The 25,739-nt window shown below is 70.0% G+C and carries 20 protein-coding genes; 12 read left to right on the forward strand and 8 right to left on the reverse strand.

Annotated elements, in window-relative coordinates:
- The first annotated feature begins 112 nt into the window (after window positions 1–112).
- The 4 genes from ACQEUX_RS10630 (at window position 113) to ACQEUX_RS10645 (ending at window position 4,411) form a co-directional block, all read left to right on the forward strand.
- On the forward strand, window positions 113–1,243 hold the full coding sequence (locus ACQEUX_RS10630; protein ID WP_433044923.1) for a sensor histidine kinase: 1,131 nt from the start codon (window positions 113–115) through the stop codon (window positions 1,241–1,243).
- A complete protein-coding gene (locus tag ACQEUX_RS10635; RefSeq protein WP_433044926.1) occupies window positions 1,240–1,902 on the forward strand; it encodes a response regulator in 663 nt (220 codons plus the stop codon). The genes ACQEUX_RS10630 and ACQEUX_RS10635 overlap by 4 nt, the downstream gene beginning before the upstream one ends.
- Window positions 1,903–2,011: 109 nt before the next feature.
- On the forward strand, window positions 2,012–2,725 hold the full coding sequence (locus ACQEUX_RS10640; RefSeq protein ID WP_433049748.1) for a hypothetical protein: 714 nt from the start codon (window positions 2,012–2,014) through the stop codon (window positions 2,723–2,725).
- Between the two features lie 144 nt (window positions 2,726–2,869).
- Window positions 2,870–4,411: a gluconokinase gene (locus ACQEUX_RS10645; RefSeq protein ID WP_433044929.1), complete on the forward strand. Its 1,542-nt coding sequence runs from the start codon at window positions 2,870–2,872 to the stop codon at window positions 4,409–4,411.
- 50 nt (window positions 4,412–4,461) lie between these two features.
- Here the strand turns inward: ACQEUX_RS10645 and ACQEUX_RS10650 are convergent, their stop codons facing one another.
- The 4 genes from ACQEUX_RS10650 to ACQEUX_RS10665 are packed head-to-tail and all read right to left on the reverse strand — an operon-like array spanning window position 4,462 to window position 8,535.
- Entirely contained in the window at window positions 4,462–5,349 is an 888-nt protein-coding gene (locus tag ACQEUX_RS10650; RefSeq protein WP_433044932.1) for an ABC transporter permease, read from the reverse strand.
- The gene (locus ACQEUX_RS10655) at window positions 5,349–6,248 is read right to left on the reverse strand and encodes an ABC transporter permease (RefSeq protein WP_433044935.1); all 900 of its coding nucleotides are present in this window, start codon (window positions 6,246–6,248) and stop codon (window positions 5,349–5,351) included. Before ACQEUX_RS10655 ends, ACQEUX_RS10650 begins: the two co-directional genes overlap by 1 nt.
- Entirely contained in the window at window positions 6,245–7,369 is a 1,125-nt protein-coding gene (locus ACQEUX_RS10660) for an ABC transporter ATP-binding protein (protein ID WP_433044938.1), read from the reverse strand. Before ACQEUX_RS10660 ends, ACQEUX_RS10655 begins: the two co-directional genes overlap by 4 nt.
- Entirely contained in the window at window positions 7,366–8,535 is a 1,170-nt protein-coding gene (locus tag ACQEUX_RS10665) for an extracellular solute-binding protein (RefSeq protein ID WP_433044941.1), read from the reverse strand. The genes ACQEUX_RS10660 and ACQEUX_RS10665 overlap by 4 nt, the downstream gene beginning before the upstream one ends.
- Before the next feature lie 303 nt (window positions 8,536–8,838).
- Here ACQEUX_RS10665 and ACQEUX_RS10670 point away from each other — a divergent pair, with 303 nt between their 5' ends.
- The 3 genes from ACQEUX_RS10670 to ACQEUX_RS10680 all read left to right on the forward strand — a co-directional run bounded on the left by ACQEUX_RS10670 (window position 8,839) and on the right by ACQEUX_RS10680 (window position 14,645).
- Complete coding sequence (locus tag ACQEUX_RS10670) at window positions 8,839–9,915, forward strand: LacI family DNA-binding transcriptional regulator (protein ID WP_433044944.1); 1,077 nt, start codon at window positions 8,839–8,841, stop codon at window positions 9,913–9,915.
- Between the two features lie 224 nt (window positions 9,916–10,139).
- Window positions 10,140–13,598: an alpha-glucuronidase family glycosyl hydrolase gene (locus tag ACQEUX_RS10675; RefSeq protein ID WP_433044947.1), complete on the forward strand. Its 3,459-nt coding sequence runs from the start codon at window positions 10,140–10,142 to the stop codon at window positions 13,596–13,598.
- Between the two features lie 132 nt (window positions 13,599–13,730).
- The gene (locus ACQEUX_RS10680) at window positions 13,731–14,645 is read left to right on the forward strand and encodes a fructosamine kinase family protein (protein WP_433044950.1); all 915 of its coding nucleotides are present in this window, start codon (window positions 13,731–13,733) and stop codon (window positions 14,643–14,645) included.
- 10 nt (window positions 14,646–14,655) lie between these two features.
- Here the strand turns inward: ACQEUX_RS10680 and ACQEUX_RS10685 are convergent, their stop codons facing one another.
- Window positions 14,656–15,369 (reverse strand): alpha/beta fold hydrolase, encoded by a 714-nt coding sequence (locus ACQEUX_RS10685; RefSeq protein WP_433044953.1) that lies wholly within the window; start codon window positions 15,367–15,369, stop codon window positions 14,656–14,658.
- A 463-nt stretch (window positions 15,370–15,832) separates the two neighbouring features.
- Between ACQEUX_RS10685 and ACQEUX_RS10690 the strand changes: the two genes are divergently transcribed.
- The 3 genes from ACQEUX_RS10690 to ACQEUX_RS10700 all read left to right on the forward strand — a co-directional run bounded on the left by ACQEUX_RS10690 (window position 15,833) and on the right by ACQEUX_RS10700 (window position 19,571).
- Entirely contained in the window at window positions 15,833–17,560 is a 1,728-nt protein-coding gene (locus ACQEUX_RS10690; RefSeq protein WP_433049751.1) for a hypothetical protein, read from the forward strand.
- A gap of 36 nt (window positions 17,561–17,596) precedes the next feature.
- Window positions 17,597–18,688, forward strand: coding sequence for a glycosyltransferase family 2 protein (locus ACQEUX_RS10695; RefSeq protein WP_433044955.1), 1,092 nt, complete (start codon window positions 17,597–17,599; stop codon window positions 18,686–18,688).
- Window positions 18,689–18,905: 217 nt separating this feature from the next.
- Entirely contained in the window at window positions 18,906–19,571 is a 666-nt protein-coding gene (locus ACQEUX_RS10700; RefSeq protein WP_433044958.1) for a class I SAM-dependent methyltransferase, read from the forward strand.
- Window positions 19,572–19,676: 105 nt separating this feature from the next.
- Here the strand turns inward: ACQEUX_RS10700 and ACQEUX_RS10705 are convergent, their stop codons facing one another.
- From ACQEUX_RS10705 to ACQEUX_RS10715, 3 genes are all read right to left on the reverse strand, one after another.
- Window positions 19,677–20,906 (reverse strand): RNA polymerase sigma factor, encoded by a 1,230-nt coding sequence (locus tag ACQEUX_RS10705; RefSeq protein ID WP_433044961.1) that lies wholly within the window; start codon window positions 20,904–20,906, stop codon window positions 19,677–19,679.
- Window positions 20,870–21,211: a YciI family protein gene (locus ACQEUX_RS10710; protein ID WP_433044964.1), complete on the reverse strand. Its 342-nt coding sequence runs from the start codon at window positions 21,209–21,211 to the stop codon at window positions 20,870–20,872. Before ACQEUX_RS10710 ends, ACQEUX_RS10705 begins: the two co-directional genes overlap by 37 nt.
- Window positions 21,212–21,327: 116 nt before the next feature.
- Window positions 21,328–24,141: an AfsR/SARP family transcriptional regulator gene (locus ACQEUX_RS10715; RefSeq protein WP_433044967.1), complete on the reverse strand. Its 2,814-nt coding sequence runs from the start codon at window positions 24,139–24,141 to the stop codon at window positions 21,328–21,330.
- Between the two features lie 195 nt (window positions 24,142–24,336).
- Between ACQEUX_RS10715 and ACQEUX_RS10720 the strand changes: the two genes are divergently transcribed.
- Together ACQEUX_RS10720 and ACQEUX_RS10725 are read left to right on the forward strand one after the other, a co-directional pair.
- Window positions 24,337–24,909, forward strand: a complete 573-nt coding sequence (locus tag ACQEUX_RS10720; RefSeq protein WP_433044970.1) for a peptidoglycan-binding domain-containing protein — start codon at window positions 24,337–24,339, stop codon at window positions 24,907–24,909.
- A 160-nt stretch (window positions 24,910–25,069) separates the two neighbouring features.
- A complete protein-coding gene (locus ACQEUX_RS10725; RefSeq protein WP_433044973.1) occupies window positions 25,070–25,675 on the forward strand; it encodes a YdeI/OmpD-associated family protein in 606 nt (201 codons plus the stop codon).
- The last annotated feature ends 64 nt before the right edge of the window (window positions 25,676–25,739 follow it).

The following is a 25,739-nucleotide window of genomic DNA, read 5'->3' on the forward strand; positions in this document are numbered from 1 at the left end:
AACGTCCTGCCGGCGCAGACACTTGCCCGCTGTCGATACCACGTCCGTAGTACGCCTCATCTACCACGCACGTGGGATGCTCCGCTGACCACGGCCGTTCTACAGTTCGACCATGCGCCGCGACCTGCCGTACGCCCTCAGCGGCCTCGCCCTCGGCGGCCTCCTGCTCGGCAACGCCGCCCTCACACCGGACGCCGCGACGGTTCGGCCGGTCGACGTCGCCCTGGTCCTGGTCATGGCGGCAGCCCTGGCGGTGTGCCGGCGGTACCCGGTGGCGGCGTTGGGCGTGGTGACCGTCGCCATGCTGACCGTCCACGTCCGCGTACACCCCGGGGTGTCCGCCGCGTTCCCCGCCCTCGGCGCGGTCTACGTCGCCGCCTGGCGCGGCCACCGATCGGCCGCCGCCCTGGCGAGCCTTGTCTTCCTCGGTGGTTTTCTGGCCCGCGACATCTCGGTCGCGCCCGTCGATCGGGCCGGCCAGCAGATCGTCGAGCGGACCGCCCTGCTGCTGGGCTGGTTCGTGGCCGCGAACGTCGCCGGGCTCGTCGCGCGGCAGCGCCGGGCGTACCTGGAACAGGTCGAGCAGCGGGCGATGGAGGCCGAACGCACCCGCGAGGAGATGGCGTTGCGCCGCGCCGGTGAGGAGCGCCTGCGCATCGCCCGCGACCTGCACGACTCGCTGACCCACAGCATCTCCGTGATCAAGGTGCAGGCGGGGATCGCCGTGCACCTGGCCCGCAAGCACGGCGAGCAACCGTCGGCCACGCTGCTGGCGATCCAGGAGGCCAGCAGCGCCGCCATGCGGGAACTACGGGCCACGCTGGACGTCCTACGCGCACCGTCCGACGCGGACAGGGTCGGGCTGGCCCGGGTGGACGAGGTTGCCGCACGGACCCGGGCGGCCGGCGTACCGGTGCGGGTGACCGTGACCGGTCAGCCCCGGGACCTGCCCGCCGAGGTCGACCAGGCCGGGTACCGCGTCATCCAGGAGGCCCTGACCAACGTGGCGCGTCACGCCGGCCCCGCCACCGCGCGGGTCCACGTCGAGTACGCCCCGGCGCAGCTCACCGTCTCGGTCACCGACGACGGCCAGGCATCTCCGACCCGGCCGACGACACCGGGAGTGGGCCTGCGCGGCATGCGGGAACGGGTGACCGGGCTGGGCGGCGTGCTGCATGCCGCCGCCCACGACGACCACGGGTTCACCGTACGAGCCACGTTCCCACTGGGCAGCTCGGCATGACACGGGTTCTGCTCGCCGATGACCAGGCTCTGATGCGAGCCGGATTCCGGGCACTGCTCGGCGCCGAGGACGACCTGGAGGTCGTCGGGGAGGCCACCGACGGCGCGTCGGCCGTGGAGCTGTCGCGACGCCTGTGCCCGGACGTCGTGCTCATGGACGTGCAGATGCCGGGGCTCGACGGCATCGAAGCCACCCGGCGCATCGCCGCCGATCCTGGTCTCACCGCCGTCCACGTCCTCATCCTCACCAACTACGGGCTCGACTCCTACGTCTTCGCCGCCCTCCGCGCGGGTGCCAGCGGCTTCCTCCTCAAGGACGCCGACCCCGCCGACCTGCTGCAGGCCGTCGCCGTCGTGGCTCGCGGCGACGCGCTGCTCGCCCCGGCCGTCACCCGTACGTTGATCAGCCAGTTCGTGGCCGGCCCACCGCCGGCTGACTCCGCGGCCGGACGCGACGTGCTGACCGCCCGCGAACAGGAGATCGTCGAGCTCGTTGCCCGAGGGCTGAGCAACGACGAGATCGCCTCGCGCATGGTGATCAGTCCGTTGACCGCCAAGACACACGTCAACCGGGCGATGACCAAGCTGCACTGCCGCGACCGTGCCCAGCTGGTCGTGTGGGCGTACGAGTCGGGACTGATCACACCGCGCCGCCGGTGATCGCCAGCACGGTCCGACGGGTCGCTCAGCCACCCCCGTCAGCACACGAGGGCGGTCTGACGCACTAGCATTGCCGCGGTCCGCGATGGCTCTGTGGAATCGAGGCGACATGCGTTGGCTCCGGCTGTTGCTGGGCGGTGGGCGGGTCCACCTCGATCCGGAACGACAGCAGGAGCTGCTACGGGACGTCCAGTCCCGATACGGCGCCCACGTGCGGATCCGGTTTCCCGAGCAGGTCGAGGCGCTCACCGGGACGTTGAACGGCGACGACGGTCTGGTGGTGGCGGCCCGGATCGTCAGCCAGGTCGCCGACGAGGCCCACGCGGACCTCCAGGCCCAGGCCCACGACGTACATCGACGGACCGGACGCCGACTCCTGGTGCACCGCCGCAACTACCGGCCGTTGTGGAAGGAGGCTGGCCCGGGCCTGCGGTGGCCACTGTTCACGTTGCCGTGCGGCTTCCACCCCTACGCGCAGGTGGCCGCCGCCGTCACGGTGGTCGGCAGTCAGGCGTCCCGGCTCGACCGGGTGACCGACCCGAATCCGCTCCTGACCCGCGTGTTCGAGGTACTTGACCTCACCAGCGCCGGCTGGGAGTACGGCCGGGTGCGGGTGGACACCGATGCCGCCACGCTGGCCGATCGTCTGATCACGAGCGTCGGGCAGGTCCTCGCGGCCATGGACGACCCTCCCCGGCTGCCGCCTGCGGTCCGGGAGCTGATGCGTCGCAACAACACCGTCGACGTGTACGACCCGACCGGCCCCCGGGTGGTGGGTGGGATCAATCTGGGGGCGAGGATGCGGGAGCACTTCCTGGTCTGACCAGTTGTGTCAGGCGCTACCGCTCGCAGCGCCGACCCGCGAGATGAACGATGACGTCGGCGGCGACTCCGCCGCGCGACCAGGGCGACGACAACTGCGCGCAACCGCTTGCCGGCCCGTTGAACGCCGCTCGACCATGTGCGCATGGGGCCAAGGCGTCGTGTCGTTATCGGAATCGCCGTGGGCGCCACGGCGGTGCGGGCCGCCGCGTTCGCGCTGGACGGCACCGCTCGACACGTCGCGACGCGGGAATATCCGCTCCTTGAGCCGGTGCCCGGCTGGCGGGTGCAGGATCCGGACGTGCTCGTGGCGGCCGCGCTGGACGCGACGTCCGCGTGTGTCGCCGGCAGCGCCGGGGCGGAGGTGGTCGCCCTCGCGGTGAGTTCGGCCATGTACGGCCTGATCGGGCTGGACACGGCGATGACACCGATGACGCCGCTGCTGACCCTTCTCGACTCACGGTCGTCGGAAGCCGCCCGCGACCTGCGGAATTCCGGCCAGAGCCGGGAGCTGCACCGGTTGACGGGCACACCCGTGCACCCGATGAGCCCGCTGTGCAAGCTCATCTGGTTCGCCCGCCACGAGCCGTATCTCTGCACGGCGGCGAGGTGGTGGGTCGGCCTCAAGGACTACGTGCTGTATCGGCTCACCGGGCGGCTGGTGACCGAGCTGTCCTCGGCGTCCGCCACCGGGATGGTCGACGTTCACCGCCGGGTCTGGAGCCCCGCCGTGCTCAACCTCGTCGGGGTGTCGGCGAGCCAACTGCCCCCGGTCCTGCCCACGACGGCGCTGCTGCGGCTCTCGGCGGCGGCCGGTCGGTCGGTCGGCCTGCCGTCCGGAACACCAGTCGTCGCGGGCGCGGGGGACGGCCCGTCGGGCATCCTGGGCGCGGCGGCGATCGACGAGACCGTCGCCGGCCTGACGCTCGGGGCGACCGGGGCCCTGCGCACGGTCGTCGCGGCGCCCCTCGTCGACCCGGCGGAGACCCTCTTCTGCCACGCGTTGACCGAGGACGCGTGGGTTGTCGGCGGAGCTGTCAGCAACGGCGGCAACGTCGTGCGCTGGGCGGGACGGGCCCTCGCGCCGCACGGTCGTCCGGCGTCCGGTGACGACGACGGCGCGCCCGCGCTGCTGGGTCTCGCCGAGCGGATTCCCCCGGGAAGCGACGGCCTCGTGATGCTGCCCTATCTGCGGGCCGACCAGGCACCGGCCGGCAGCTCGGGCGCGCCCGGCGCGTACCTGGGTTTGCGGGACGAGCACTCCCCCGGCCACCTGGTGCGGGCCGCCGTTGAGGGCGTCTGCCTACACCTCGGCGGCGTCCGTGACCACCTGGCCGAGCTGACACCGATCAGCAGCGTACGGCTGACCGGCGAGGCCTTCCGCTCCCCACTGTGGCGTGCGGTGATGGCCGCGGTCCTGGATTGTCCGGTCCAGACGGCGGGTGAGACCGATGACGCCGCCCTCGGCGCGGCGGCGCTCGGGCTCTTCGCGGTCGGCCTCGCTCCCGATCTCAAGGAGGCGGTCACCCAACTCGATCCCGAGGGTGCCCGCACCGAGCCGATCGCGGTCGACCCGGCCCTCGCGGCGGCCTATCGCGGCCTGCGCGCGAAGCTGCCCGCGCTCATCACGGTCGCTGGTCGCCTGGGCGAGATCCTCGACGAGGCGGCGGCCGGCCAGCGGCATTGACCGGCGGGCCGACGCGATGCTCCGGGAGTCGTGGACAGTCGACGCCGGCCTCAGTGCTCGGGTTCCTCCTTGACCTGGGCCACGAGCTGGGTCGGGTTGACGTAGCGCAGTGCGACGACGAGCAGGACGAGCATCATCGAGGTGTAGATGACCGCCATGGCGTCGACCGACTGCTGCGCCCTGATCCCGGACGCGGACATCGAGTAGTAGAGCGCCACGACGAGGGTCTGCGAGTCGGGCCCCGCGGTCAGGAAGGTGAGCTCGAACATCCCGACGGTCCGAACGAGAACGAGGATCGCGGAGGCGAGGATGCCCGGCACGAGCAACGGCGTGAGGACCCGGAGGAAGACCGTCCGCAGGCCCGCGCCGCACATACGCGCGGCGCTCTCGATCCGAGGATCGATCTGCTCGATGAACGGGGTCATGGTCAGGATGACGAAGGGAACCGAGGGTACGAGGTTGGCGAGCACGACCCCGGACATGTTCCCGGCCAGGCCGAACTTGTAGAGGACGGTCGCCAGAGGGATGCCGTAGGTGATCGGGGGCATGAGGATGGGCAGCAGGAACACCAGGAAGATCAGCCGCTTGCCGGGGAACGACCGCCGCGCGAGGACGTAGGCCGCCGGTACGCCGATCAGCAGCGAGAGACCCACGACGAGCACCGAGACTTCCAGTGTCACGACGATGACCTGCAGGAGCGCGAACTCGTCCCAGGCCCGGCCGTACCAGCTGGTGGTGTAGCCGTCGGGGAGCCAGGTGTCGAACCACCGCTGGCCGAACGAGCTGACCAGCACTGATGCCACGACGCCCAGCAGGTTGAGGAAGAAGAAGATGACGACGCCCCACACGATCCAGGCGGCCGGCCGCGCGACGATGCGCCGCCGCCGATCGGTGGTGGCGGGGGGCCGCGCTGGTGGCGCCTGGGTGATCGATGCCATCAGCCCTTGCCTCCGGTGGATCCGGTGTAGAAACGACTGCGGGCGGCCAGCACCAGCGCGATGACGACCAGTTCGACGAAACCCATGATCATTGCGATCGCCGACGCGTACGGGTAGTCGTACTGCTCGTACGCGGCCTGGTAGGCGGCCAGGGAGATGACCCGTGTCTCACCCGCCGGATTGCCGACCAGGACGGCCGATGGGAAGACGCTGAACGCCAGCACGAACGTCAGGCAGAAGGTCGTGGCGAGGCCGGGCATCAGCAGCGGAAGGGTGATCCGCGTGAAGCGACGACGCCAGTCCGCCCCGAGCGTCGCGGCCGCCCGTTCCAGGGTGGGATCGATGCCGGAGAGGTAGGAGAGCACCAACAGGAACGCGAACGGAAAACCGGTGATCACCAGCGAGAAGAACACACCCCAGTAGTTGTGGGTCAGCCGCACCGGCTCGTCGACGAGGTTCGTGGCGAGCAGGATCCGGTTGAACCAACCGGTCGGGCCGAGGAAGTTCAGCAGCCCCTGGGCGGTGAGCACCGTGCCGAGCGTGATCGGCACGACCAGCAGTGTGGTGACCAACCGCTTGCCGCGGAACCGGCCGCGCATCCGGTAGGCGATCGGCACGGCGGCGAGGACGTTCAGGAGCGCGGCGGGCAGCGCGATCCGCAGGGTGATCCAGATGGTGTCCCGCTCGTAGGCGTCGGAGAAGAACCGGGCGTAGTCGCTGAACGGCCCGCCGTTGGTCGGCTGGAACGAGAGCGTCAGTCCGTAGAAGAACGGGTAGAGGAACAGGGCGATGACGAAGACCAGGGCCGGGACCAGCAACCAGAGCTGGCGATCGATGCCCCGCTCGGCGAGACGGTGTTGCCAGTGCGCCAGCGGCCTGCCGGGCCCGGCGCCGCTCACCGCGCCGCCCCCGAGGTGTCCGCGAGGCGGTCCGGCCGGGGGTGGCTGTCCTGCTCCGCGCCGGCGGGGTAGACGAGGAGCCGTTCCGGGTCGATGGCGAGCTTGACCTGGTCTCCGGGTGCGATCCGCTGCTCGGTACGCAGGTGCAGCGGTTGCCCCGTGTCGGTGCGGGCCTCGGCCGCCAGCTCGCGACCCTGGTACTCCACCACCTCGATGGTCGCCGACATGGCGTTGGGGGTCTCGCCGGGGCCGTCGACGCGGATGTCCTCGGGGCGTACGGCGACCACCGCGTCCGCTCCGCTCTGGAGGTCGCCCATGGCCTCGCCGAGCAGGCGATGGCCGGACGACTCGACCGTGGCCCGGGCGCCGTCCAGCTGCTCCACCCGGCCCCGCCACAGGTTGCGGTAGCCCATGAAGTCGGCGACGTGCCAGTTCGCCGGCCGGGTGTGCATCTCGCGCGGCGACCCGATCTGCTGCACCCGTCCCTCCCGCAGCACCACCAGCCGATCGGCCAGGGACAGCGCTTCCTCCTGGTCGTGGGTGACGTAGACGGTGGTGAGGCCCAGTGACTGGTGCAGCCGACGGATCTCGGTACGCATCTCCAGGCGCAGCTTGGCGTCGAGGTTGCTCAACGGCTCGTCCATCAGCACGAGGGACGGCTCGAACACGACGGCACGGGCGATGGCGACGCGTTGCTGCTGACCACCCGAGAGCTGGCCGGGAAGCTTGTCGACGTGGTCCTCGAGGCGTACCAACCGCACCGCCTCCTCCGTACGCCGTCGCGTCTCCTCCTTCGGCAGCCGCCGCATGCGCAGCCCGAACGCGATGTTCGCCCGGACCGTCAAATGGGGGAAGAGGGCGTAGCTCTGGAACACCATGCCGAACCCGCGGCGCTCCGGTGGCAGCGTGTCGATGCGGCGCTCGTCCTGCCAGATGCTCCCCTGGGTCAACGGCAGGAGCCCGGCCAGGCAGTTCAATGCGGTCGACTTGCCGCAGCCGGACGGGCCGAGCAGGGCGATGAACTCCCCCGCCTCGATCGTCAGGTCCAGGTCGGTCAACGCGTCCTGGCCGCCGAACCGGCGCGACACGCCGTCCAGCCGCAGCCGGGAGAAGGCGTTCATCCCTGCTTGACCTTCCCGCCACCGACCTCACGGTCCCACCGGTTGAACGCCGCCACGAGGCTCTTCGCGTCGAGCGGCACCTCGGTCGGGTGTCCAGCGATCAGCGCGTCGTACTCCGGGCGGCCGTACTCCCGGATCGCGTCCTGGCTCTTCTGCGGCGCCGACGAGAGCTGGACGTCCTTCACCGCCGGCCCCGGATAGAAGTAGCCCTCGTCGTACGCCTTGGCCTGCTGCTCAGGGGTGAGCATGAATGCCAGCAGGGCCAGCACCGCGGCCTGCGTGTCGGTGGACACGCCCTTGGGCATGACGGCGTAGTGCGCGTCGGTGACCCAGTGGAAACCGTCGATCGTGGCGATCCTGGCCTCCTTGGGCACCGTGCCCAGCACCCGGGGGTTGATGTCCCAGCCGGTCGTGCTGACGATCAGGTGAGCCGTGCCGTTGGCGAGGTTCTTCATCGTCTCGGTGGTGCCGGACGGGTAGTAGTCGACGTACTGGCCCAGCTCCTTGAGGAAGGCCCAGGTCTTGTCCCAGCCCGCCGTGGGGTCCTTGGGGTTCGTGTCGCCGAGGATGTACGGCAGGCCCATCAGGAACGTCCGCCCTGGGCCGGAGTTGGCCGGCCGGGCGTACTGGAACTTCCGGGGGTTCGCCTTGGCCCAGGCGAGCAGGGCCTCCGCGTTCGTCGGCGGCGCCGGGAGGCGGGACGGCAGATATTCGAGCAGCGGGCCGGACGGGTAGTAGGTGACCGTGACGCCGGCGTTGCCGGCGAGCTGCTGCATCGCGGCCGCCGGTTCCAGGTAGTTCCGCATGCCGCCGAGGCGGTCCTGGAACGTCGGCAACACGTCGATCCAGAGGCCCTGCTCGATCCCGGCGGCCAGACCGTCCACGCCGGTCAGCACGAGACCGATGTCCACGCGATCCGCGCCCTGCTGCGCCTTGATCTTGCCGGCCAACTCGGGCGCCGGCGCCTTGGAATAGGTCACCCGCGAGATCACGTCGGGGTTCTTCGAGACGAACTCGTCGATCATTCCCTGTGTCAGCTGCAGGTTGCCCGCCACGTCGAGAACGTTGAGCGTCACGGCCCGACCGGGCCGCTGCGGCACCTCACCCGAGGTGTCGCCAGGTGTGTCCCCGGGCGCCTCCGGTGCCCCGCACCCGACGGTGCCCACCAGGAGCGATGATGCCGTGACCATGAGAGCGCCGCGCCGCGTCATACCCATGAGTCGTTCCCTTCATCGACTACCCGGGCCGGCCAGGTAGGTCCACGCTCTGCTCAGGTGGGCCGCCCGTGTGGCCGCCCGACATGCGCCATCCGTCAAGCATTGAGACAGCCGGCGCGGCACTACGGCAACGGGTTGCCATGTATTGCCTCGCGCGAATGCCTTGATCGAAGATGATTGTTGCCAGGGCGTTGCCGAGTACTCACCGGCGTCATAGCATGATCACGGCGCGTAGCCGGGGGGAGCATGAAGATGCCCGACCACACCAGGCCGCCCGACAAGAGGGTCACGATCTACGACGTCGCGATCGAAGCCGACGTCTCACCGTCCACCGTGTCCCGCGCCTTCTCCAAGCCGAGCCGCGTCAACTCCGAGACCGCCGAACGGATCCGGCAGGTCGCCGAGCGGCTGGGCTACCGAACCAACCCGCTGGCACGCGCCCTCACCACGTCCCGCACGCACATGATCGCGCTCGTCATCGCCGACATCACCAACCCGGTCTACGCCGAGATCGTCCGCGGTGCGCAGGAGGCGGCGATCGCCGACGAATACACCACCGTGCTGATCGACGCCCAGGAATCCGATCGGCTGGAACGGGCGGCGATCGAACGCACGATGTCGACCGTGGACGGGATCGTCCTGGCCAGCAGCCGGATGTCCGACTCGGCGATCCGGATGTTCGCCAAGCAGCGGCCGGTGGTGGTCCTCAACCGCGCCATCGCCGACGTGCCCTGCGTCGTGACGGACAACCCCCGCGGGGTGCGCCGGGCCGCTGAGCACCTGGGCGAACTGGGGCACGACCACATCACCTACGTCGCAGGGCCGGAGGCGTCCTGGTCGAACGGCATCCGCTGGCGGTCGCTGCTGGAGGCCGGCATGGAGCTTGAGATCAAGGTACGCCAGATCGGCCCGTTCAGCCCGACCATCGAGGGCGGCGAGCGGGCGGCGGAGGAGCTGCGCGCTCGTCCGGCGACGGCCGTACTCGCCTTCAACGACCAGATGGCGATCGGCCTCATCCGCGGTCTCCGCCGGATGGGCGTCAACGTTCCGGGTGACGTCAGCATCGTGGGCTTCGACAACATCCCCGCCGCCGACATCGTCACACCCGGGCTGACCACGATCGCGGCACCGTTCTACGCGGGGGGCTCAGCCGCGACCCGGCACCTGCTCACCATGATCGAGGGAGCCCGTGGGCACACCGGCCGGCCGATGGTCCTGCCGGTGCGACTCGTGGTCCGCCGCTCGACGGCCGCGCGCACCGTGAGACCGGGTCGCGCACGACCACCGTGGGCGCGGCCGGATCCCACACCGGCGGCCCACCTGTCCTGAGCCGCGACGTCCCGGCATCGCGGTGGCGCGGCAAGAAACGACAACTCGTTGCCCAGGCTGGGCCGCCCCGGACAGAATTCGGCGCACTGCCCATCCATTCACGTCACTGCGACGCGCGACGAGCCGATGTCTCGCAACGCCAGACGGCGTGACCAGATGACGTGCCGGGCCGGTCGACTGACAGTCCCGTCGATCGGCGTCGTGAACGGACGAAGGAGAAGGCAATGAACCGAGGTTCGGTGCCCAGGCTGCGGCGAGTTCTCATCGTGCTGGGCACGGCGCTCGCCACGGTCGCGGCCACCCTCACGGTCGCCACGACGCCCGTCGCCGCGGCCCCGTCACCGGACGACTACAGCGGCTCCGACCTGTGGCTGCGTTACGTGCCGGTCAGCGACGCGAAGCTGCTCCGCGACTACCGCCGTACGGCCAGGGCGATCCTGGTCGAGAACGCCGATGCCGACCAGGTCCACCGGCACACGACAGACCTCAGCATGGCGCCCGGGTCCACCGAGAAGCTGGTCGAGACCACACTCGAAGCGGCCCGGGACGAGCTGGTGCGCGGCCTGGGCGGGCTCCTCGGCCAGGCGGCACCGGTGACGAGCGTCGACGGCGACACGGTCCCGGACGGGTCGGTCGTGGTGGGGACGCCGGCAAGCTCGCCGGTGGTACGCCGCGCCGTCGCGGCCCGCGACCTGGCCGGCGTCGGCGACGAGGGCTACCTCATCCGTTCCGTGTCCCGTGCGAGGGAGAAATTCACCGTCATCGCCGCCAACACCGACCTCGGCGCGCTCTACGGGACCTTCGCCTTCCTGCGGCTCATGCAGACGCAGAAGCCCATCGACCACCTCCGCATCGCGGAGTCACCGAAGATCAAGCATCGGTTGCTGAACAACTGGGAGACCGAGCGCCTCTACGCCGGCAACAACGCCTCCGGACTGGGCGGGTTGAACGGGGAGAACGGGGCGATCTTCAACTTCGCGGCGACCGGAGCGAGCGCCGGCCGGAACCTGCCCGTCATCCTCGACCGCTACATCGTCGTGGCACGCGCGCTGGCGTCCCTCGGCATCAACGGCATCACCATCAACAACGTCAACGCCGACAACGCGTACCTGACGAGCGCGCGTATCGCGCAGGAGGCGGCTCTCGCCGACGCCCTGCGTCCGTACGGCGTCAAGCTTGGCCTGTCGATCCGCTACACCGCACCCACGGACAGCCGGTTCGCGCCGGACACGTTGACCAACAGCCAACTCGACCCCTACGGTGCGGATTTCCGCGGCTGGTGGAACCGCAGGGCCCGGCAGATCCAGACCGCCATCCCGGACTTCATGGGCCTCACGGTGAAGGCCAACTCCGAAGGCCAGCCCGGGCCACAGGACTTCGGGTACGACCACGGTGACGGCGCCAACGCCATTGCCGCCGCGGTGGCGCCGCTGGGGATGACCGTCCACTGGCGGACGTTCGTCTACAACGCCGAGGTGGACAACGACCGACTCAAGCGGGCGTATCTGGAGTTCGGGCCGATCGACGACGAGGCCCAGCCGGACGGCACCAGGGGACGCTTCGCGGACAACGTGTTCCTCCAGACGAAGAACGGGCCGCTGGACTTCCAGGCACGGGAGCCCATCCACCCGATGTTCGGCCGGATGGAGAACACCAACCAGGCGCTGGAACTCCAGATCACTCAGGAGTACACGGGCCAGAACTGGATGCTGGCCTACCTCGGCCCGATGTACGAGGAGATCCTCAAGACCGACACGTACGCGACCGACGAGAACGGGAAGCTGCTGAAGAAGCGCCTGGTCGGCAACGTCGTCGACGGAACCGCCCAGCACCATGCGGACACCGCCATCGTCGGTGTCGCCAACCTCGGCAACGCGGACAACCTGACCGGGCACCACTTCTCCCAGGCGAACCTCTTCGCCTTCGGCCGTCAGGCGTGGAACTGGACGCTCGGCTCGGCCGAGATCGCCACCGACTGGGTCCGGATGACCTGGGGCAACGACAGGCGTGTCGTCGACACCATCCGGAAGATGATGATGGGTTCGTGGGAGGCGCTGGTGAGCTACCAGACGCCGCTGGGCATCGGCCACCAGTTCGCCGAGGGTGCCCACTACCGTCCCGACCCCGGCGACTGGGCGGGCCGGGACGACTGGAGCCCGGTCTACTACAACAAGGCCGACACCGTCGGCCTGGGCTTCGACCGCTCCCCCACCGGCAGCAACCTGGCCGCTCAGTACTTCCCCCGCCTGCAGCAACGCTACGGCGACATCGACTCGGTCCCGGAGAACCTGCTGATGTGGTTCCACCACGTGCCATGGGGCCACCGGATGGACAGTGGCCGGACGTTCTGGGACGAGCTGGTCTACCGATACCAGATGGGCGTCCAGTACGTGACCTGGATGCGGGAAACCTGGGACACGCTCCAGCCCGACGTCGACGCGCGCCGCTTCGCGGAGGTACGCGCCAAGCTGGCGGTCCACGAGGCGGACGCCGCCGACTGGCGGGACACCTCGGTGAACTACTGGAAGGAGTTCAGCGGACGAGACGTCCCGGTCGACGACGCGCCGCTCTCCGCGAAGGTCGTGGTGGACGGGAAGGAGTTCGGCGGCTTCAACCTGTCGGACACCTCGTACACCATCCCCATCCCGGCCGGGGCGTCGCCGACCATCACGAAGGTGAGGACGGCCGACCGGAAGGCCCGCTACGAGATCATCTCCCAGGCGGGAGGCGTGCCCGGGCAGGCGGTCGTCAAGGTCACGACGGAGAGCTTCTTCGGCCCTCTCGTGAAGAACTACGTCTTCCACCTGGTGCCCGACACGACGCTGACGAACCTGAGCGTCAACGGCGAGCCCCTGGCTTCCTTCTCACCGACGGTGCTCCACTACAACGCCCTCACGCCGGCCGGCACCACGACCGTACCAACGGTCACCGCCGGTGCCGCCGATCCCGCCGCCTCGGTCGCGGTCGAGCAGGCGAGCAGCACCACCGGGCAGGCGCGGGTCACCGTCACGAACGGCGCGGCGTCGTCGGTCTACACGGTGGACCTGAACACCACCATCACCGGCAGCGACGAGTTCGACTCCACCGAACTCGGCCCACAGTGGCAGTGGGTGCGGCCGGACGAGAACAGGTCGCGCCTGGCCGACGGGTCCTTGATCATCACCGCACAGCAGGGCGACCTGCAGGGCAGCGCCAACACCGCGAAGAACCTCGCTCTGCAGGACGTCAACGGCGACTGGACAGCCGATTCCAGGGTCGTCTTCTCACGTCCACTCGCGAACAACAACGAGCAGGGCGGCGTCATCGCCTACGCCGACGACGACAACTACGTGAAGCTCGCCTGGGAGATGGGCAGCGCGAGCGCACCCATCAACAAGGTCCGGATCGTCCTCCTCCGCGAGCAGAACGGCACCGCGACGACGCTGGAGATCACCGGCGCGGACGCCCAGCGGATCGTCGGGACCGATGGCGCCATCTGGCTTCGACTGACCAAGATCGGGGGCAGCTACCGCGCCTACTATTCGAGCGACGGAAGCGTCTACCGCTTCATCGGCTCCACCACGCTGAACGCCGAGCCCACGAAAGCAGGGCTGATGGCCTTCAACCGGGCGGGCACCTCCACCGATCTCGACGTCGCGTTCGACTACTTCCGGATGGAGAGCCGGGGTGACCCCATCCGTTAGCGGGCACGCGCCGATGTGGTCGCGGGCCCCACGCCCGCGGCCCATCCCGGCCGACCGAGGTGCGGTGGATCGACGCCTGTGGCCGTAGGCTCATTCTCGCGACGTGGTCAACTGTCAATGACAATGACGAACATGCATTCTGCTCAAGAGGATCCCGTCCTGACGCGCTCGACGACGTTCCTGCTCGATCTTCTGCTTCGGGCCGGGATGCACGAGGTCGTCACAGTGGAGCCGGTGACGGGCGGGGTCGCGGCGCTGGCGGGCATAGCCACCCGGCGGGACGCGCCGTCGGTGTTCGTCAAGGCCTTCGCCGACGCGCCGGCCGACGACGTCTTCGTCGCGGAGGCCGACGGGCTGGCCGCCCTGCGCGAGCTCGGCGGCGTGGCGACACCCGAGGTGATCCTGGCGGACCGGGAACTGCTCGTGTTGTCGGTGCTGCGGCCGAGGCCGCGCAGTGAGACCTTCTGGGAGCAGTTCGCGCACGTGCTCGCCCACCTGCACAGGAGCACGACGCACCCGCGCTTCGGGTGGCACCACGACAACTGGCTGGGCCGCCGCCGCCAGATCAATACCTGGGATGACGACGGCTTCGCATTCTTCGCACAGCACCGGCTGCTTCGGTGGCTCGGGCAGCCCCGCGTGGAGGCGGCGCTCGACGCCGGAGACCGGGCTGCGCTGGAGCGGCTGTGTCACCGGCTGCCCGACCTGCTGCCGGACCGGCCGGCATGCCTGACGCACGGCGACCTGTGGGCGCAGAACATCCTGGCCACCCCGGACGGGCGGCCCGCGCTGATCGACCCGGCCGTGTCCTACATGTGGGCCGAGGTCGACCTCGCCCATGTGTGGTCCACCTCGCCCCCGCCCGAGGCGCAACGGTTCTTCGAGGTCTATGCGGACCTGACCTCGCTCGACGGCGACTGGCGGGTCCGCATGCCGATTGTCCAGCTGCGGCAGCACCTCGCCGTGCTGGCCCAGTTCGACGACGACTGGGGCGCGGGCGACCAGATCCGTGCCACCCTTGCGCCGTTCCGGCGCCGGCAGCGGTAGCACAGAGGTGTCAGCCGCTCGCCCGGACCGCCTCGATGATCGTCTCGGCGACCTCGCTCGGCACGGCCGCCGCCATCGCGTGCGAGCCGCCGACGATCTCACGCTGGCCCCGCGCGTCGGCCCGCTCGGCCATGAACCGATGCACGGCGACCGGGATGTTCATGTCGGCGTCGCCAAACACGAACCAACTGGGCAGCAGTCGCCAGGCGGGGTCACCGGTGAGCTTGTCACCCAGAGCCTGTTCGGTGATCGGCCGCTGGGTCCGGGCCATGAGCGCGGCAAGGTCGGCCGACACGTCCGCGGCGAACTGCGCGTGGTAGGCGTCCTGGCCGATGGCCACCTCGTTACCACCGGTCGACACCGGGTACTGCACCAGCGTGTCGGCAAGCGTGCTGCCGGGAAACTTCCCGGACAGCGACAGCGCCGACTCGCCCGTGTCCGGACAGAACGCGTTGACGTACACGAGGGCCCGCACCGCTGATTCGTCAGCCGCGGCCTGGGTGATCACCATGCCGCCGTACGAATGGCCAACGAGAATGACCGGGCCGCCGATCCCGCGTACCACGTCCCGCACGTATGCGGCGTCGCCTGCGACGCTCCGCAGCGGGTTGGCGGCGGCCACCACGTCGTACGCGGCGCCCAGCCGCTCGATCACACCGTTCCAGCTCGACGACTCGGCGAACGCGCCGTGCACGAGGACGACGGTGGGCTGCGAATCGGGCATGACCGCACTCCCTTACTCCTTGACCGCTGTTTACCCGCCGGCCGCGCCGGTGCGCCTGAGTACCCGTCACGCGAAGGTGAAACATCTGGCCCCACGTATGTGAGGTTGCCGGAGTCGCGCGACGCCAATCACAGGTGCTGCCCGGTGGGCGGCGCGGCCGTGCCGGACCCGGAAACGTCTCCGCACTCGCCGAACAGCGGGCGCGTCAGTCAAGCGGGGGCCTGCCGTGCGTGTCAGACCGGTCTGCGCGAGCTGCGTGGTTAGCCTGAAACAGGGCCGGCGGACGCCACAGCGGGCTCGGCCGCAGCGCGGACGTTTCGGCTGCGGCACGCCAGGTCGCGACGCGCTGATCCACGCTTCGGACAGCTGATGGACAAGACCCGGAAGATCGGAGAGCATCTATTCCGTGAATACCCGGTCCACCGGCGCTCAACAAACCGCCGAGAACGCGAGTCTCGAACAGATTTCCGACGACCGGACACCGGGCGGGCGGGGTCGATGGCACTGGGTGCATCCCGAATGGATCTTGGCGGCACTGGCGAGCCTGCTGCTGGCGGTGGCGCTGACCTGGCCGACGCTGCGGCATCCGGCGAGCACGATCCCCGGCGACCTCGGCGACCCGACGTTGCAGGCCTGGCAGATCGCCTGGTCTGGGCACGCTCTCCTCAGCAATCCGGTCGACCTCTGGCACTCGAACACCTTCTACCCCGAGAAGTACACCTACGCCTACAGCGACACCCTGCTCGGATACGCACCGTTCGGGATGCTCGGTTCCGGCTTCGAGGCCGCCCTGGTCCGGTACAACGTGCTGTACGTGCTGCTGCACGCCCTGGCGTTCCTCGGGGCGTACGCGCTGGCTCGGCAACTCGGCGCGAACCGGTGGGGCGGGGCGGTCGCCGGGATCGCGTGGGCGTACGGGCCCTGGCGGTTGGCGCACTCCGGCCATCTGAACATCCTGTCCAGCGGGGGAATCGCCCTGGCCCTGGCGATGCTGGCCCGTGGTCATGGCTGGTCGCTGCGCCACGGGTACCGGCCGGAGCGACGACGACCCGGCTGGGCGTTGGCCGGGTGGCTTGTCGCCGCCTGGCAGGTCAGTCTCGGTTTCGGCATCGGGCTGCCGTTGGTGTACTTCCTGCTGGCCGCGGTGCTGGTGGCGGCCGGCTGCTACGGCTGGTCCTGGTGGCGCCGGCGGGTACGCCCGCCGTTCGGCCGGCGGCTCCTGCTCGCGGATCTGGCCGGTGGGGCAACGTTCGGCGCGGTGACACTCTTGCTCGGCATGGTCTACCTGCGCGTTGTCGACCTCAACCCGCAGGCCGAGCGGACGCTGGACTGGACGAAGATGCTCTCCCCGAAGCTGATCGGGTTCGTTACCGCGCCGGCGGACTCGTGGTTGTGGGGCGAGCGGCACGCCGCCGCACGCGAACAGCTGTCCTGGCCGCCGGAGATGACGCTGCTACCGGGGATGACGCTGATCGGGCTGGCCGCGGCGGGCCTGTTCGTCTCGGTGTACCCGCTCCGGCACCGGGTCGCGCTGGGGCTCGCCGTGCTCGGCACGGTGCTGCTGGGCCTGGGCGCCACGCTCGGTGGTGACGGGGATCCCGGCTATCTGACACTGTCCACGCACCTGCCGGGCTGGGACGCGTTGCGCACGCCGGGCCGGATGATGCACTGGACCAGCCTCCTGCTGGCGGTGCTGGCCGCCGGGCTGGTGACGACCCTGGGCGAATTGTCGAGCCAGCCCGCAACCCGCCGGTGGACACGGATCCTCACGCCACTGGTCCTGCTGGTGCCGCTGGCCCTGGTCACCCTGGAGGGCGTCAACCGGACCCCCCACCCGACCGTGCCACCGCCTCCGGCCGCGATGCGGGCGGCGCAGGAGCCGATCCTGGTGCTGCCCGCCGGCGGCGTGGGCGACCTGACGTACATGTTGTGGACCACCGACGGGTTCCCACGGGTGACCAACGGGCTGGCTGGATTCGAGCCCGTCAGCCAGGCGCAGACCCGAGCCGCAGTGGCATCGTTTCCCGACCCGGGCAGCGTGGCGTACCTGCGGGGGATCGGCGTGCGGTCGGTGGTAGCCGTGCCGAGCCGCGCCGGGGGGACGCCGTGGGACGGCATCACAGCCCGGCCCATCGACGGGCTGGGCATCACCCGGGAGGATCTCGATGGCGTGCTGGTCTACCGCCTCTGACCGGGTTCGCGCCGCGCGTACCGGCGTCGGCAGCGGATGCCCGGGCTCGGGCCGGGCGGGGTGAAGACAGTGCGACTGTCCGTCGTGGTGCCCTGTTTCAACGAGGAAGCGTCGGTGGAGCGGTTGCACGAGACCGTGAGCGCCGCGCTCGCCGAGCTGCCCGACGTGGACGTCGAGGTGGTGTACGTCGACGACGGCAGCGAGGACGGCACCCTCGCGGCGCTGCGCCGGCTCGCCGCCGCCGACCCCACTGTCTGCTACACGTCGCTGAGCCGCAACTTCGGCAAGGAGGCGGCGATGCTCGCCGGTCTGCAGCGGGCAACCGGCGACGCGGTCGTCATCATGGACGCCGACCTGCAGCACCCGCCGCGGTTGCTGCCCGAGATGGTGGCGCTGTACCGGCAGGGCTTCGACCAGGTGATCGCCCGCCGGGATCGGCGTGGTGACCGGTTCGTGCGGATGGTCGCCTCGCGGTCCTTCTACCGTGTGGTCAACTGGTGGATCGACGTGCGCCTGCTGGACGGGGCAGGTGACTTCCGGCTGCTGTCCCGACTCGCGGTGGACGCGATACTGGCAATGCCGGAATACAACCGGTTCTCCAAGGGATTGTTCTCCTGGATCGGCTTCCGGACGGCGGTGGTGGCCCACCACAACGAGACCCGGCAGACGGGGCAGAGCAGGTGGACGTTCAGCAAGCTCTTCAACTACGCGTTCGACGGCCTGCTGTCGTTCAACAACCGGCCGCTGCGTCTGGCGATCTACGGCGGCCTGTTCCTCACCCTTATCGCGCTGGCCTACATGGCCTGGGTGGTCGCGGACGCCGTCGAGAAAGGGATCGATGTCCCCGGATACACCACCATCATCGTCAGCGTGATCGGGCTGGGCGGCATCCAGATGACGATCCTGGGAGTGATCGGGGAGTACATCGGCCGGATCTATTACGAGACCAAGCGCCGACCGCACTATCTGGTGCAGGAGACCGAGCGTCTGGTCACGGAGACTGGCGAGGCGCCACGATGGCCGACCCGGCCCGCGCCGCGATCGACCGAACGGGAGCAGTGGGCGGCGCCGGCCCAAGATGATCCGTCCCGGCGGTCCCCTGGCGGCCGGCCGCCAGGGAATCCCTGACCGGCGACTCTGACCTACACCTTCGCGCCGGTCCTGACCTGGTCTCGGGTGCAGGACGGCCCTGGTTTTCGGGGCGCGTCAGGCCGTTCAGGACCCGGTCGTTCCGGGGCCGGTCGTTCCGGGGCCGGTCGGCGCTGTCGACACCGCAGGCAACCATCGTGGGATCCTGCAACGTCGACTGTTCCCTCCCCCACCCCGCACGCATGGAAGGAATCTCATGACCAGGTCAGCAGCACCATGGACGGGTGAGTCTCCGACCGCCCGGCAGAAGCGGGTGTGGGACAGGACGGCACCCGGCTATGACAGGCAGATCGCCCTGTTCGAGAAGATCTGGTTCGCCGGTGGACGCGAGTGGCTTGGCCGCCGTGCTCACGGCCGCGTCCTCGAGGTCGCGATCGGCACGGGCCGCAACCTGCCCCACTACCCGTCCGGCACGTCCCTCACCGGCATCGAACTGAGCCCGGAGATGCTGGCCATCGCCCGAGAGCGCGCCGCCGATCTCGGCCGTCCGGTCGAGCTCTGTGAGGGCGACGCCGAGCACCTGCCCTTCGACGACGCGTCGTTCGACACGGTGGTGTGTGCGCTGTCGCTGTGCGCGATCCCCGATCCCGCTGCCGCGATCGCCGAGATGCACCGAGTCCTGATACCAGGCGGCACGCTGTTGCTGGTGGACCACATCGCGAGCAGCTGGCCGCCGATCCGGGCAGCTCAGTGGTTGCTCGAACGCATGACGATCCGTGCGGCCGGGGAGCATTTCACCCGCCGTCAACTGCCCGTGGTCCACACCGCCGGATTCCAGATCGTCGAAACCGAACGACTCAAGGCCGGAACCGTCGAGCGCATCCTCGCCCGCAAACCGGCCGCATGCGAGACAGACGCGTGAGCCACTCGCACGAGGTAGACGCGAGAGCGCTCGGGCCGCAGCTCGGTGCGGGCCGCGAGGCCGCCCGGCGCGGAAGGCTGTGCCTGAACGGTTCAGCGGTGCCCGTCACGTCCAGTTGATCCGCTGGCGCAGCAGCGACTGCTCGGCCGGGTTCACGGTCAGTTCCAGCGCCCGTGCGTCCGCCGCACGTGCCTCGTCGACGCGGCCGAGATCGCGCAGCAGTTCGGCCCTGGTGGCGTGCCACAGGTGGTAGCCGGACAGCACCTCGGCGAGTTCGTCGACTGCGGACAATGCCACCTGCGGTCCGGCCGCGTAACGCAGCGCCACCGCGCGGTGCAGCGTGGTGACAGGTGACGGCGCCAGGCCGTCGAGCATGGTGTACAGCAGCAGGATCTGATCCCAGTCGGTGTCGGACCAGCGTCGTGCCTCGGCGTGCACGGCCACGATCGCGGCCTGGAGTTGGTACGGGCCGGGTCTTCTGAATGCGGCGGCCTTGGCGATCAGCCGGCCCGCGTCGGCGATCATCTGGTGGTCCCAAAGGCTACGGTCCTGGTCCGGCAGCCGGATGATCTCACCGCCGGTAGTGAAGCGGGCCGTGGCTCGGGCGCGGTGCAGCCGGATCAGGGCCAGCAGCCCGAGGACTTCGGGTTCGGTGGGCATCAGCGCGGCGAGCATGGCAGCGAGGAACTCCGCGTCATCGGCCAGGTCCCGTGCCTGCACCCGGTCGCCGGTGGTGGGTAGGTACGCCTCGTTGAACAGCAGATACACCACCGCGAGGACCTCGGACATCCGTGCGCCGAGGTCGTCGGCGTCCGGGATCCGGTACGGGATGCCCGCATCGGCGATCTTCCGTTTGGCGCGGGTGATCCGCTGCGCCACCGTGGTCTCCGGAATGAGGAACGCCTTGGCGATCTGCGCGGTCGTCAGACCGCAGACCACACGCAGTGTGAGGGCGATCTGAGCGGTGCGTGGCAGGGCCGGGTGGCAGCAGGTGAAGACCAGGCGTAGCCGGTCGTCTGGCTCCGACGGCGGCGGCCATGCCGCCAGGGCGAGTTTGTCGCGGTAGCGGGCGTCGCGGCGCAGTACGTCCAGGCCACGGCGCCGGGCCACGGTGTAGAGCCATCCGTCCGGATTCGCGGGAACGCCCTCGACCGGCCAGTGCCGCAGGGCGGCCTCGACCGCGTCAGCGACCAGGTCCTCGGCGGATGAGAAGTCCCCGATCAGCGAGACGAGAGACGTGGCGAGTCGGCCCGCGTGGTCACGTACCACGCGGGCCAACTCCGCGTCGGCGGCGGCGTTCACCCGGCGATGGGCCGGATCTCCACCAGTGGGCATGCCGGCCATGACGTGACCAGGCGCAGCGCCTCGTCGAGATCGGCGACGTCGATCTCGGCGAACCCGGAGATGACCTCCTTGCCCTCGACGAACGGCCCGTCGGTGACCACCGGCTCCCCGCCCCCGATCCGGACCGTGGTGGCGGTGTGCGGCGGCATCAGGTAGGTGTGGCCTTTGATCTTGTCGGCGTTGTCGGCGAACCACTGCCGCACCCGCCCGTATGCGCGCTCACGCTCGGCCTCTCCCATGGCGGCCAGATCCGTGGCGAACTGCTCGGTGTCGACGAACATCAGCACGTACTTCACGCCATCCACCTTCTCAGCTCTGTCGGTGCCTTTCACCTCCTAGACGACCAGGAACAGGCTCGACACGACACTCGGCAAAGATTTTTTCGGTCGGCTCAGAACGTGGAGAGCCCGAACTAGGACGGAACCAGACGTTCGAGGCGGCGGCGGACCTCCTCGGCTGCGGGGTCGCCCACGTCCTCGTAGATCCGCGCGGCCAGGCGCCAGGCGGCAGCGGCAGCGTTCCGGTCGCCCATCCCTTCCCGGGTGTCCCCGAGTCGGATGAGGGTCTCCGCCTCGTGATATCGGTCGGCAGAGTCGCGAAAGAGTTTGATCGCCTGCTCGTAGCAGTCGGCCGCGCGGTCGCGTTCACCGAGGCGGTCGTAGGCGAAGCCGAGGCTGTCCAGTGTCGCGGCCTGGCCGTTGCGGTCGTCGGTCCGTCGTTGCTGGGCGAGTGCCTCGGTGCAGCTTGCGATGGCCTGGACATAGTCGCCGGTGGTGGCGAGCAGCCAACCGATCGCGTTGAGCGTCCGGGCTTCACCCGCGTGGTTGCCGACCAGCCGGTAGAGCCGCAGCGCCTCGCGGCCGTGTGCGAGCGCCTCGTCGAGCCGGCCGTCGAGGTAGCAGAGTTCGCAGTAGTTGTGCAGCGTCTGGGCCTGACCAGTCGGGTCACCGAGGCGCTCGTGTAGCTCAAGCGCGCGCTTCAGCCGGTACTCCGCCGCGGCGCGGTCGCCGAGTCGGGTCAGTGCGCGGGAGAGCAGCCGGTTGGCGACGGCCTGACCGGCGAGGTCGTCGATCTTCTCTGCGGCGGCCAGCGCGACCCCTTGGATGGCGAGCTGGTCCTGCCACAGGCCGCGCGGTGCCACGAAGGTGTTCAACGCCCACGCGATCTGCCAGGCGTACGCTTCGAAGCCGTTCTCGGCGGCCTGGCGGACCACCCGGATCAGCACCCGGTGCTCCGCCGTGAACCAGGCGAGCGCGCCGTCGTGATCGGTCACCGGCTGCCTGGCGGGTACGGGCAGCGGCGGCACCGGCTCGATCGGGGGCCACTGCGGCTGGAGCAGCAGCGCGGCCGGATAGGCGGCGTGCAGGTAGTGGTCGTAGAGGCGCTGTCGGGCTGCGACGCGTTCGTCGCCGCGCTCCGACGACTGTGCGAGCTCGGCCGCGTAGGCGCGCAGAAGATCGTGGAAGGCGTACCGGCCGGGCGCGTGCTCCGACAGCAGATGGAGCCGGGTCAACTCCCGCAGGAGCGGCGTAACGGCTGCGGCCGACACACCGGCGAGCGCCGAGGCCGCGGCGGCGGTCAGGTCCGGGCCCGGATGCAGCCCCAGCAGGGTGAACAGCCGGGCTGCGTCTTTCCCCAGGGCCAGGTACGACCATGAGAAGACCCGCCGGACGTCGCCGTCGGCCAACGCGTCCAGCCTCGCCTCGGCTGAGTGTAGTTCGGCGGCGATCGCACCGAGCGGGAACGTGGGATGGGTCGCGGCGCGCGCCGCCACTATCGACAGTGCCAGCGGGAGCCGGCCAGCGGCCTCGATGATGTCGGCCACCGCAGCCGGCTCGAAGGCGAGCCGGCTGGCCCCGAGCCGTCTGGCGAGCAGGCTCATCGACTCCTCAGCCCCGAGCACGTCCAGTGTCAACGGCGTGGCACCCTCGGCGGCGATCAGGCCTCCGAGCCGGTCCCGGCTGGTGACCACGACCATGCAGCCGCCCGCACCGGGCAGCAAGGCGCGCACCTGGGCGGAGTCGCGAGCGTTGTCGAGCACCAGGAGCATCCGGCGGGAGGCCAGCAGGCTGCGGTAGAGACCAGTCCGGGCCTCCATGCCGGAGGGTATCCGGGTATGGGGCACGCCGAGCGCTTCGAGGAAGCCGGACAGGGCGTCGGGTGGGGACACCGCGCCTGCTTCGTCGTAGCCGCGAAGGTTCACATAGAGCTGGCCGTCTGGAAAGCGGTCGGCCACCCGGTGTGCCCAGTGCAACGCCAGGGCGGTCTTGCCGACTCCGGCCATGCCGGACACCGCAGAGATGACCACGCTCGTCGGCCCCTCCGCCGCGCCGTTCAGGAGCGCGTCGAGGCTCGCCAGCTCGGCGCTGCGGCCGACGAACTCCGGCACCGCACGCGGCAGCTGCTCGGGGCGCTGAATGAGCGGCCCCACTGCCGTGCCCGGCGCCGGCCTGTCCGGCCCCGTTGGCGGTTGCGCTGCCAGTCCCAGGCGGTGATGCAGGATGTCGTCGTACAGCGTGACGAGTTCTGGCGTGGGATCGAGGCCGGTCTCCTCCGCTAACGTCTGTCGGGCTTGCCGGAAGGCCTCCAGTGCGCCGGCAACGTCTCCGATGCGGTACAGGCCCACCATCAGCTGGCCCCACGCCCGCTGCCGCAGCGGGTGCCGGTCGAGCAGGCCGCGCAACCGGCGCACCACGTCAGCCGACGCGCCGAGCGCCAGCACCGCCTCGGCGTAGTCCTCCTCGACGAGCAGCCGGCGCTCCTCCAACTGCGCCACCCGCCGAGCCAGCGCCGGGCGCAGCGGCAGGTCGGACAGCGGGGGCCCACGCCACAGGTTCACGGCGGCGGAGAACTCTGCCTCAGCCCGGTCCAGATCCGAAGCGGCGAGTGCCTCACGGCCCCGCGCCGCCGCGGCGTCGAACAGGTCCAGGTCCCGTTCGCCCGGGCCCACCCGCAGCAGGTAGCCGCCGGCCGCAGCGGTTATCCCATCCCAGGGCGCCCCGCCGCCCAGCGCGTGCCGCAATCCGCGCACATAGGTGCGCAGGTTCGCGGCGGCCGATGCCGGCTCGTCGTCGCCCCACAGCATCGCCGCCAACTCGTTGGTGCCGACGACCTCATTCGGGCGCAGCAGCAGGGTGACCAACAGGAGGCGCTGCTTCACCGAGCCCAGCGCAACCGACCGTCCTTCGTGGTACACCCGGAACGGGCCAAGGAGTTCGAAACGCAACCAGGCACCTCACATGTGGGCGCTGCCCTCTGCCGCTGGGCGCACAACACCCGGATGACGCGGACGAGTAGGTGATCTATACGCCAGTTGTGCGGGGATTATACGGGCCCCACCGTACCGTTCTACCGTCCTCACCGCCCCGCCCGTCGGGCCACCACCCTTGCCCCCGAAATGGTTCCCAAGCAAAGGAGATGCATGTCCTCGCTCCACTCCATCCGGCGCGTACTCAAGAGAGCTGCTGTCCCCGCCGTCGGCGCGGCGTTGGCCATCGGCATCAACGTCACCACCGCGACGCCGGCCGCGGCCAGCGGCTCCTACACCGGCAGGGCGTACGTCTACGGCAGCGGCGCGGTGTCTGACGACTTCGATGACGAGGGCGTCGTCAACGTCACCACGCACCGCAGCTCGAACGTCGCCTGTCTGTGGCAAACCATTCTTTGGGCAAATGGTTACCTGCCGTCGTCCGGGATCGACGGCGTGTTCGGCGACCAGACCGATGCCGCGACGAGGAATTTCCAGCGCGACAAGGGCCTCGTCGCCGACGGCTCCGCGGGCCGGAACAGCTGGACAAAGGCTGGCGACAAGCTCGTGCAGCACGACAACCAGAACGGGTGGCTGTATGTGGTGTACCACGGCGCAACGGGTTCCAGGAGCCCGTACGGCTCGCACCAATTCGTCCTGCAGCGTTCGCCCGACGGAAACTACAGGTTCTACCCGCCGCAGGGCGGCGGCCCCTATTGGGCCGCCTACAACTCCCGTACCTGCTGACCTCACCTAGGCTGGCCACGGCAATCCGGACGTCGCGGGGTCGGCGGGCCCGCGGGCCCGGCGACGTCCGGATTCCCACGCAACACCCGTCGGCCGCGGCGATGTCGGGCTGCCTCACCGGCAGAGCCTGCGGCATCCGGCGCAGCGATAGCATGCCGTCATGGCGAGCGCCGAACTGGATGAGTTGGTCGTCGCGGACGCCGACGCGCTGCGCGCGTGGTTGTCAGCCAACCACGCCACGTCGCCCGGTGTCTGGCTAGCCCTGACCAGGAAGGGCGGCACGGTCACGACCCTGACCTGGCAGCAGGCGGTCGACGAGGCCCTGTGTTTCGGCTGGATCGACGGGCAGGCCCGTAAACGGGACGAGGAAACCTCCTGGATCCGGTTCACCCCTCGCCGGTCCCGCAGTTCCTGGTCACAACGCAACGTCGCCCACGTTGCCCGGCTGGAGGCGCAGGGACGAATGCGGGACCCGGGCCGCGCCGCGGTGGAAGCCGCGAAGGCGGACGGGCGCTGGGCCGCCGCCTACGCCCCGCCGTCGGAGGCCGAGGTGCCGGCCGACCTCCTCGCCGCCATCGCCGCCGACCCCGCCGCCCAGGCCATGTTCGATGTCCTCACCAAGACCAACCGCTTCGCTCTCATCTACCGCGTCAATGCCGTCAAACGGGCACAGACCCGCGAGCGGAAGATCGGCGAGTTCGTCGCCATGCTGGCCCGTCACGAGACGATCTACCCGCAGAAAGCCAGGCCCTCGAACTCCCCGTGATCGGCGCCTTCAGGAACGCGCGACTGGGCTTGCGGTGTCGCACGAACCGTTGGCTTGAGGCGTC

The sequence above is a fragment of the Micromonospora sp. CA-259024 genome (assembly GCF_050936255.1).
Taxonomy (GTDB): Bacteria; Actinomycetota; Actinomycetes; order Mycobacteriales; family Micromonosporaceae; genus Micromonospora.